At 56.4% G+C, this 8,690-nt stretch carries 9 protein-coding genes and 1 pseudogene; 9 read left to right on the top strand and 1 reads right to left on the bottom strand.

Going from position 1 to position 8,690, the window contains the following annotated elements; genetic code table 11:
- Positions 1-314: 314 nt before the first annotated feature.
- From HA052_RS28340 to HA052_RS06755, 4 genes and pseudogenes are all read left to right on the top strand, one after another.
- Positions 315-464, top strand: a pseudogene (locus tag HA052_RS28340) (DUF7660 family protein); the annotation flags it as partial.
- An 839-nt stretch (positions 465-1,303) separates the two neighbouring features.
- Positions 1,304-1,726 (top strand): hypothetical protein, encoded by a 423-nt coding sequence (locus HA052_RS06765; RefSeq protein ID WP_166451315.1) that lies wholly within the window; start codon positions 1,304-1,306, stop codon positions 1,724-1,726.
- A 2-nt stretch (positions 1,727-1,728) separates the two neighbouring features.
- Entirely contained in the window at positions 1,729-2,112 is a 384-nt protein-coding gene (locus HA052_RS06760) for a hypothetical protein (RefSeq protein WP_166451314.1), read from the top strand.
- A gap of 65 nt (positions 2,113-2,177) precedes the next feature.
- Entirely contained in the window at positions 2,178-2,462 is a 285-nt protein-coding gene (locus HA052_RS06755; RefSeq protein ID WP_166451313.1) for a hypothetical protein, read from the top strand.
- A gap of 122 nt (positions 2,463-2,584) precedes the next feature.
- Here HA052_RS06755 and HA052_RS06750 read toward each other — a convergent pair whose 3' ends face one another.
- Entirely contained in the window at positions 2,585-2,914 is a 330-nt protein-coding gene (locus tag HA052_RS06750) for a hypothetical protein (RefSeq protein ID WP_166451312.1), read from the bottom strand.
- 889 nt (positions 2,915-3,803) lie between these two features.
- Here HA052_RS06750 and fliQ point away from each other — a divergent pair.
- From fliQ to HA052_RS06725, 5 genes are read left to right on the top strand one after another with little or no spacing between them, the layout of a single operon-like run.
- Positions 3,804-4,070 carry a flagellar biosynthesis protein FliQ gene (gene fliQ / locus HA052_RS06745; RefSeq protein ID WP_107731646.1) on the top strand — a complete coding sequence of 89 codons (267 nt, stop codon included), beginning with the start codon at positions 3,804-3,806 and terminating at the stop codon, positions 4,068-4,070.
- Between the two features lie 11 nt (positions 4,071-4,081).
- Complete coding sequence (locus HA052_RS06740; protein WP_166451311.1) at positions 4,082-4,846, top strand: flagellar biosynthetic protein FliR; 765 nt, start codon at positions 4,082-4,084, stop codon at positions 4,844-4,846.
- The gene (locus HA052_RS06735; RefSeq protein ID WP_166451310.1) at positions 4,847-5,908 is read left to right on the top strand and encodes an EscU/YscU/HrcU family type III secretion system export apparatus switch protein; all 1,062 of its coding nucleotides are present in this window, start codon (positions 4,847-4,849) and stop codon (positions 5,906-5,908) included.
- Between the two features lie 37 nt (positions 5,909-5,945).
- Complete coding sequence (gene flhA / locus HA052_RS06730; protein ID WP_166451309.1) at positions 5,946-7,997, top strand: flagellar biosynthesis protein FlhA; 2,052 nt, start codon at positions 5,946-5,948, stop codon at positions 7,995-7,997.
- 12 nt (positions 7,998-8,009) lie between these two features.
- Positions 8,010-8,690 (top strand): flagellar hook-basal body protein, encoded by a 681-nt coding sequence (locus HA052_RS06725; protein WP_166451308.1) that lies wholly within the window; start codon positions 8,010-8,012, stop codon positions 8,688-8,690.

Genomic DNA, 8,690 nt, shown 5'->3' with positions numbered 1-8,690 from the left:
GGGTGGGAATGTCATTTCTTGATGTGTATCATTATTTAAAGGGGTATCGATAGGGAGGGTTGCATAAATGTAATGATATTATTTTTTATGTTGATTAATTGGTGCTGTTTTGAATAAAAATTCATATTTATTTGGTCGGTGTGAAAATCTTGAACTTGATGAGGGAGGATTTTTGGGTTCGTGGGGTAAGTGAAAATGACCAGTGATGAGCTTTGTGCCTTTGCGAAATTTGTGAAATTAAGGGAGAATTTTGTTCGGTTTGTTTAATGTCTGAATCAAGATCATAAAAATAATAGCGATGATGGGGTAATGTTGCTCTTGGCCAGTTTCTTGCTGGGTTTTCTGAGTTTGCAAGGGGTATGAGTGGACTCTATAAGAATATGGATGAAGTTGTGGGTTTTGAAGAAATTACTTGGAAGATGACTGCAGAAATACTGCGGGCTGCTACCGTTTATGCCGCATAATAGTTATATTCCTTGCGTGGGAATAGTATGTTCATGTAGTTTTCGATAAAGATTATAATGCGAATAATTTTGACTTTATCTGAGTGAAAAACATAGTAACCCAGCGACCAAAGCCCCTCTTGGGGCTTTGGTCGTTTGGAGGGGTTAGGCCAGTTCCTGCATTTGCATCGCAGTCTGTTGCAAGCGGCGGGGGAAGGGTTCCAACAGGCAATACACCTATTCGCATTCCAGCGTGTCGAGATTGGATAGTTCCAGCATTGCCGCCAGCGCGCTGCTGACCTGGCCAAGCTGGGGGATGATCGGGCGGGCGCGGTGCGCAGTACTCGTCGAGCTGGCGCAATAGCGGGTCGATGGGTGTGGCAAGTAGGGTGGTAAAGCCCAAGGGTTTGCTCGTGCGAGGCCGCGTTTGCCGTGTGGGCAAATCGGGATTTGCTCACCCTACGAACTGGCGGCGATCTTACTCAGCGGAGGGCTGATTGACGACTGAGGCGCTACCGTGCGTAATGCGGCGTTGGTCCGCGGTTTGCCGGATGCGCTAGGCAAGACGGCGGGTGAGCTGATGTATTTTGCGAAGAACCTTGGAGAACTGAGCAAGGAGCAGGCTGGCGCATTGGCCGGCAATGCCTTGTTGTCCTGGGCGCCAGGGTCGCGTTTGCTACGCGGGTCCAGCCTGCTGAGCATAGAGGCAGGCATGGGCACGCGTTTGCTGGCAAGGGATACAGTGGAAGCGTTTGGGCCGAGACTGGACCGTTTGGCAGAGCAGAGCACGCCGGGGCTGAGGATGTATGCGGTGCCGGAGGGGGGGGCCTGCTAGAGCATTTGACCCCTCAGGTGCACCATTGCCATATGGGTTTAAGGATTTTAGAGAATATGGCGCGTTTGTTGATGTGCTCAAAGCCGGTCTGCCAGAGAATACTTCTATTGTTTTTAAAGGTAGTTCTGTTTCTGGTCGTAGCTCACCATATAGTAAAATACTGGGTGCGCCATTTGATTGTGGTCGCTTAAGTGACTATGATATTGCATTGGTGAATGATGATCTTTATCTAAAATCTTTGGGCTTTGGTAGATCTGCTGGATTTAAAGTGAAAACTATGCCAGATCGTATTGGTCCATTAAGTACAGAACAGGCCAGTTTGCTTGGTTTGCGTGAAATGCAAAAAATATTGTCTCAGCAATCAGGTCGTCCAGTGGAGTTTATGTTTTATGATAATATTTCCGATACGCTAAAAGGCCCCTCGCATATTTTTAAACTGGGAATGTGAAAATGAATGTTTATGATCATTATGGGGTTGAGAAGCAAGATGTAGGTGATGTGGTGCGCCTGCTTGGGGAAATGCTAAAGGTTTGTTTTTTGCCTCATGAAAGTGGTTTTTTGGGAGAGTATTACCTTGCAATGGGTGAGGGTGGTGCCAGCTATCGTCTGATTAGGAATTTTAGCGATAATGAGTGGCAGGAGGAGGATTTTAAAGAATGTGTTTGGTTGCTGGAGGCTAATGAGGTTGTAGAGCCTGATGTTTTAATGGTTTTGCTGTCAGGGCTGGAAGAAATTAAATTTTTGTATCGCTCAGAGGTAGAGGAAGGGAGTTGGATGCGTAGATATGTTTTTGTGGATGGAAAGCTGGAAATGATTAGGGAGGTTGTTGTGTGATGACGTATTGGTTTTGATGTGGGTGTTTTGATTTGATATTTGGGTCGGATGGCAAAAGGCAAAAAATGAATAGTATAATTCCTGATTCGGATATTGTTCATAAAATTGGATTGGTCCTTGGGAGAAATGTCTCTTTGCTTAAGGGAGGGGATGTTGGCAGCTTTGAGGGGTTTTCAGAGAAAGATTTAAGTGATTTTCGGCTGCTGGATAGCCGAAGTGGTGTTTTGGCAATTTCATATATCAGGTACCGACTTGCTGTTAAGGTAGATATGAATGTGGTTGTCTCATTCCTTGCTGCGGTGGTGCAGCAAGGGGTAACCATTCAGAAATGGGAAAGGCCGAGTAAGTAGCGTGTGCAAGCCAAAAGGCTTACCCACGCGGTACCTTGTCAACACTGCCTTTGGGCGCGCCGTAACTTAGTAAGCCCAAGCCTCCCCAAAGCCCCATCCGGGGCTTTGGTCGTTTATAAGGCTCAGGCCAGTTCCTGTATTTGCATCGTAGTCTGTTGCAAACGATGGGCGAAAGGTTCCAGCAAGCAATACACCTGCTCGCACTCCAGTGTGCCTAGATTGGGTTGCTCCAACATGGTTACTAGTGTCGTCAAGGCGGTGCTGACTTGATTGAATTCCAGGTTGAGCAGATGAAGGCTGTGATCGAAGTGTTCGCAGTACTCGTCGAGTTGGTGCAGCAGCGGGTCGATCGGGTGGAGCGAGGTATTTTGCTGGCGTAAGTTTTTCAGCTGGAGCAGTAAGGTTGAGAGCGATGGGGTGTAGTGGGACCGGGAAGAGACGGTGCTAGGCATGGCAAGCCTCCAATAGTGAGCTATGACACCCAACTCCTCGCTGCCAAACGGGGAGACAGGCACGTGGCAGGGTTGGCAGACCGGCACTATGGAACCGGCGCGTGCAAGCACGCCCCCACCACGGCCAGCCTTAATCTAAGACCTACCTGTGGTGTGTAACGGACGTAAAAAATGCCGCATGCGGCGGCTGTCCGCCATAGTGTTCAGGCTGCCAAGCCCGGTGCGATAAATAGCACGGCCGGATTATCACGTGCTTGCGGCGGGGAGGCAAGCGGCTTGCGGTTTGTCTCGTCCTCGCTTGCGAGAGCGTAAACAGGTTTTGAGCATGCTGCCTGGATCTGCCGGCTACTGGCCGATGGTCTATTCACCTTTCCATTCTTTCCCTTCCTGGGCTCAAACCATGCCGCATGGTCCGACCTCTTTCTGGTGTGGTGGCCAAAGCCTTGCGGCGAGCCTGCCTTTTCCTCATTCCTTGTAACGGTGCTGGCCACTGAGGCGCGTCATTGATTGTCAAGTGTGCCGCCGGTGTCGAGAGCGGGTCGTTGACTTCATGCCTTGAGCGGCATTTGTAAGCGGCGGCACGTGATTGAGCAGCGGCAAAAGTTCCGCTGTTTGATGTCGGCAACGGGCGGGCAATGCGTTATTTCTTGGTATTACTCACTGATAAAGAGTCTGAAGTAGCTTGTTCGCAGCCTATTGATGGCGCTTTTGTTTTGAGTTATTTATTTAAAATCAAATATTTAAATGTGATTTTGCAATAATTTCCATATTGCAACGGTATGTTGTAAAAGAGTATGAATATCGTTAATATCCGTATCATTTGTGCGGCTTGCTTGTTTTCATGGCGCTTGCGCGTCGAAAACTAGGCCGCTGCATGAGGGCGGATGGAATGACGGGCGATCAATCACTGCAGTTGATGTCGCAAATGATGTGGATGGCCTTGGCCATTGCCGGCCCCGTGCTGTTGTTCAGCCTGGTGGTGGGCATCTTGGTCAGCGTGATCCAGGTGGTGACCCAGATCCAGGATGCCTCTTTGGCTTTCGTGCCCAAGTTGCTGGCGGTATTCGCGGCCCTGTTGTTGTTTGGCCCGTGGATGCTGAAGTCGCTGGTGAACTACGCCGCGGGCGTAATTGGCAGTATCCCGTCCTTGTTCTGAAACGCTTCTCAATGTCTTTTCCCCTGGATTTGGCCTGGCTATACGCCTCTTTTTTGCTGTCGCTGCGTTTGGCGCCGGTCTTGTTGCTGACGCCGGTGATAGGCGCGGCCAATGTGCCCGGGGTGGTGCGCGGCTTGCTGGGTTTGAGCCTGGCGGCGCTGATGACGTACGGCCTGGGGTTGAGGCTGGCTTTGCCCGCCAATGGCTGGGTGCTGGCCGGGCAGGCTTTGACCGAGCTGTTCATCGGCGCCGTGCTTGGTTTTGGCGTGCAGTGCGCGTTTGGCGCGCTGGCGTTTGCGGGGCGTTTGTTGGATACCCAGATCGGCTTTGGCTTGTCGGGCGTGATCAATCCGTTGACGAAGCAATCCGGCGCGGCCATGGGCCTGGCGTTTGAGTTGCTGGCGGTGGCTTACGTTTATGCGGTGAATGGTCACCACATGCTGTTGCAGGCGATGGTTTTCTTGCTGGAGGCTCTGCCGGTGGGCGAGCCGGTCAGCCTGCTGTTGGCGGAACGGGCGGTGGGGCAGTTTGGCGTGCTGTTTGCGCTGGCGCTCTCGCTGGCGGCGCCGCTGTTGATCGCCTTGTTCGCGATTGATGTGGGCGTGGCGTTGATTTCCCGCTCCATGCCGCAGTTCAACGCTTTTGTGATGGCCATGCCGGTGAAGGTGGGGGTGGGCCTGGCGGTGCTGGCGGTGATCTTGCCGCGTTTAGGCGGCTTTTTTGAACGCTGGTTTGCTTCGATTCTGAATTATCTGGCGAGCTTTCAGGGGGGCTAGGTGGCGGAGCAAGAGCAGGATCGGTCGGAAGAGGCGACGCCGCACAAGCGCGAGGAGGCCCGCAAGAAGGGTTCGGTGGCGCGCAGCCAGGATGTGTTGGGCGTGGTGTCGGCCTTGACCCTGCTGTTGGCGCTGATGGCGCTGGGGCCTGGCATGGCGCGGCACTGTCTTGGCCTGTTTTCCATGCTGTTGTCGCATGCGGGGGAGTGGTCGTTTGCGCAGCAGGCTTTGTCGGTTTGGATGCGGCAGTTGGCGCTGGAGTTGTTTCAGACTCTGCTTCCCTTGTGGCTGTTGTTGGCTCTGACGGCGGGTGTGGCCGGAGCTGCCCAGGTGGGCCTGCTGTTCTCCACGGAACCCTTGAAGCCGGATTGGCAGAAGCTCAATCCGATGGAGGGTCTCAAGCGCTTGTTCACCTTGAGGTCGGTGTTTGAGGCGGCGAAGTCCAGTATCAAGTTTCTGGCTTTTTCTCTGGTTTTGTACTGGATCATCCGGGGAATGTTGCCTGATTGGCTGTTGCTGACCGGCGACGGGCCGGGCCGGGTGGCTGCGGCCACCGGCAACGCCCTGTTGCAAGTGCTGCGTTATATGGCCTTGGTCATGTTGTTGGCGGCGGTGGTGGATTGGTTGTTTGTGAAGCGCACGCTCAGCAAGAAGCTGAGGATGTCCAAGCGCGAGGTGAAGGAAGAGTACAAGCGGCGCGAAGGCGACCCGCGGATCAAGTCCAAGTTGAAGGAAATCCGCCTGCAGTTTCTGCAAAAGACGCGCGCCGCGGCGCGGGTGCCGGAGGCGGATGTGCTGGTGGTGAACCCTCGTCATCTGGCGCTGGCGATCCAGTACCAGCGCGGGAAGATGGCGGCGCCGATGCTGCTGGCCAAGGGGGCCGGCGAGATGGCTTTGAAGATGAAAGAGACCGCCAGGCGGCATGGCGTGCCGATCCTTGAGAACCGGCCGCTGGCGCGCGGTTTGTTTCGCGATGTGGATGTGGATGAATGGATTCCCGATGCTTATTTCGGCGATGTGGCCAAGGCGCTGGTTTGGGCATTTCGGGTCAAGAAGGGCTGAGCCGCTGGAGTCCGGCGGTGTTGCGATGGCGTGTTAGATGAGTAGCTTGCTCAAGTTGTTCAAAGAAGGGGCGAATGTGTCGATCATCCTGCTGATGGTCGGCATTTTGTTCGTCTTGTTCACTCCGGTTTCGGCCCGCGTGCTGGATGCGCTGTTGCTGGGCAATTTCAGTTTGGCGCTGTTTGTGCTGTTGCTGACCTTCTATGTGCGCAAGCCGGTGGATTTTTCCACCTTTCCGTCGGTGTTGCTGATCGCCACTCTGCTGCGTCTGGCGCTGAATGTGTCCGCCACCCGGCTGATCCTGTCCGACGGCGACGCCGGCCGGGTGATCGGCGCCATTGGTTCCTATGTGGTGGGAGGCAACTATGTGATCGGGGTTATCGTATTCCTGATTCTGGTGGTGGTGCAGTACGTGGTGGTGACCAGCGGCGCGCAGCGGGTGGCGGAGGTGGCGGCGCGGTTTACGCTGGACAGCATGCCCGGTCAGCAGATGAGTATCGACGCCGATTTGAACATGGGCTTCATTGATCAGGCGGAGGCGCAGCGTCGACGCAAGGAGCTGGAGAAGGAAGCGGGCTTCTATGGCGCGATGGACGGCGCCAGCAAGTTCGTCAAGGGCGACGCCATCGCCGGCATCATCATCATGCTGATCAATATTGTGGGCGGCTTCGCGGTGGGGGTGGCCCAGCACGGTATGCCGTGGCAGGAGGCCTTGCAGACTTACACCTTGCTGACCATTGGCGACGGCATCGTGACCCAGGTGCCGGCGCTGGTGATTTCGGTGGGCACCGGCATCATCATTACGCGTTCGGCGTCGGACGACAGGTTGAGCAGCGAGATATTGGGCCAGTTCACCGCCTATCCCAATATCTTGCTGATGGTGGCCGGCGCTTTGGCGCTGGCCGCGTTGCTGCCCGGCTTGCCGGCCTTGCCTGCCTTGATGCTGGCCGGCTTGTTCGCTGGCGGCGGCCTGGCGCTGCGCCGTTTGCGGGGCGGCGCCGAAGACGGCGGCCTGGTGGATGAGGCCGCCGCGGAGACGGAGGCGGCCGATGCCTCGCTGTACGACGAACTGAGGGTGGATCTGTTGTCCATCGAGCTGGCGCCGGATCTGATGCCGCTGATGGGGCAGGACGGCAGCCTGCTGTTGGAGCGCATTGGTCTGTTTCGCAAGCAATACATGCTGGATTCTGGTCTGGTGCTGCCCAAGGTGAAGGTGAGGGAAAGCAAGAGCTTGCGCGACGGCGCCTACCAGATCCGCTTGCAAGGCGACAAGGCGGGCGAGGGGCGTTTGGAGCCGGGCGCCTGGTTGGCGATTCATCCCGGCGGCGAGCGCGGCAAGCTGGAGGGCACGCCCACTACTGATCCCGCCTACAACCTTCCCGCTATCTGGATTCAGGACGCCCAGCGGCCGCGCGCGCGCGAGCTGGGCTACACCGTGGTGGACGCCGCCACAGTGTTCATGACGCATTTTTCCGAAATCGTGAAGCGACACTCCGCGGACTTGCTGACCCGAGAGGAAGTGGAGCGCCTGGCGCAGCATTTGCGGCAGACCCAGGCCAGCTTGTTGGACGAGTTGCTGCCCAATGTGATGACGCTCAGCGAAATCCAGAAGGTGCTGCAGGCCTTGCTGCAGGAGAAGGTGTCTATCCGGCGCATGGACACGATTCTGGAGGTGCTGGTGGACGCGGCGCGCGCCAGCAAGGACGTGGACGAGTTGACCACGCGCGTGCGCCAGCGTCTGGGTAGCGTGATTTGCGCGCCGCTGCTGGATGGCGACGGCGCTTTGCACGTGATCACCTTGGACGGCGGCATTGAGCAAACCTTGTACGACGGCTTGCGCCGCAGCGAGGGCGGCGCCGCTTCGTTGGCGCTGGACCCGCGCTTTGCCGAGCAATTGTTGAAAAAGATGTTGGCAGAGTCCGAAAGGATGGCCGGCGCCAATCATATGCCGGTGCTGTTGTGCGCGCCGGAGGTGCGCGCCAATTTGCGCAAGCTGACCGCGCGGATGATGCCGCACTTGCATGTGCTGGCCTTGAACGAAGTGCCGCCGGGCGTGGGCTTGAAGGCCTTCGCCGCAGTGACGTTTTGACGGAGGGCTCGGATGAGCGAGTTATTGAACGCGATGGCGGCTTCGATGCAAGCCGATATGAACCGGGTCAATACTGTGGCCCACAACATCGCCAACAGCAATACGACGGGTTACAAGCGCTTGTTCACCCTGGGCGGGGACGTCCAGGCCGGCGCGCTGGCGGATGGGCGGCAAGGCGCGATGAGCCGTACGGGTTCCGATTTGGATCTGGCGATAGAGGGCCCCGGCTATTTCTCCGCGCAGGATAACGGCGGCGCTTACCTCAGCCGCGGCGGCGCGTTGCGGCTGGACAGCCGAGGCAGGCTGGTGCTGGCCCAATCCGGCATGCCGCTTGAGGGGGAGCAGGGGGAGATCTTTCTGCAGCCGGGCGCTTTTCGCGTGGCTGACGATGGTCAGGTTTTCCAGAAGGAGCTGGCGGTGGCTCGCATCAAGCTGGTTTACCCGGCCAAGGACGCGCGGCTGGAGGCCGCCGGCAACGGCTTGTACAGGGTCAGCGGAGCCATGGTCGATCCCAAGGACTTGGGCGGCCCGGGCCGCTTGCGGCAGGGTTTTCTGGAAATGTCCAATGTGAACTCCACGCGGGAAATGGTGGAGCTGATGGAGGCGACCCGCCATTTCGAATCGGTGCAGAAGGCGGTGCAAGGCATGGACGCGGTGTGGGACAAGGCGCTGCGCAGCTTGGGCGAGTTTTAA

The sequence above is a fragment of the Chromobacterium fluminis genome (assembly GCF_011602385.1).
Lineage (GTDB): Bacteria > Pseudomonadota > Gammaproteobacteria > Burkholderiales > Chromobacteriaceae > Chromobacterium > Chromobacterium fluminis.
The sequence above is the reverse complement of the archived record's forward strand: the minus strand, read 5'-3'. Positions and strand labels throughout refer to the sequence as shown.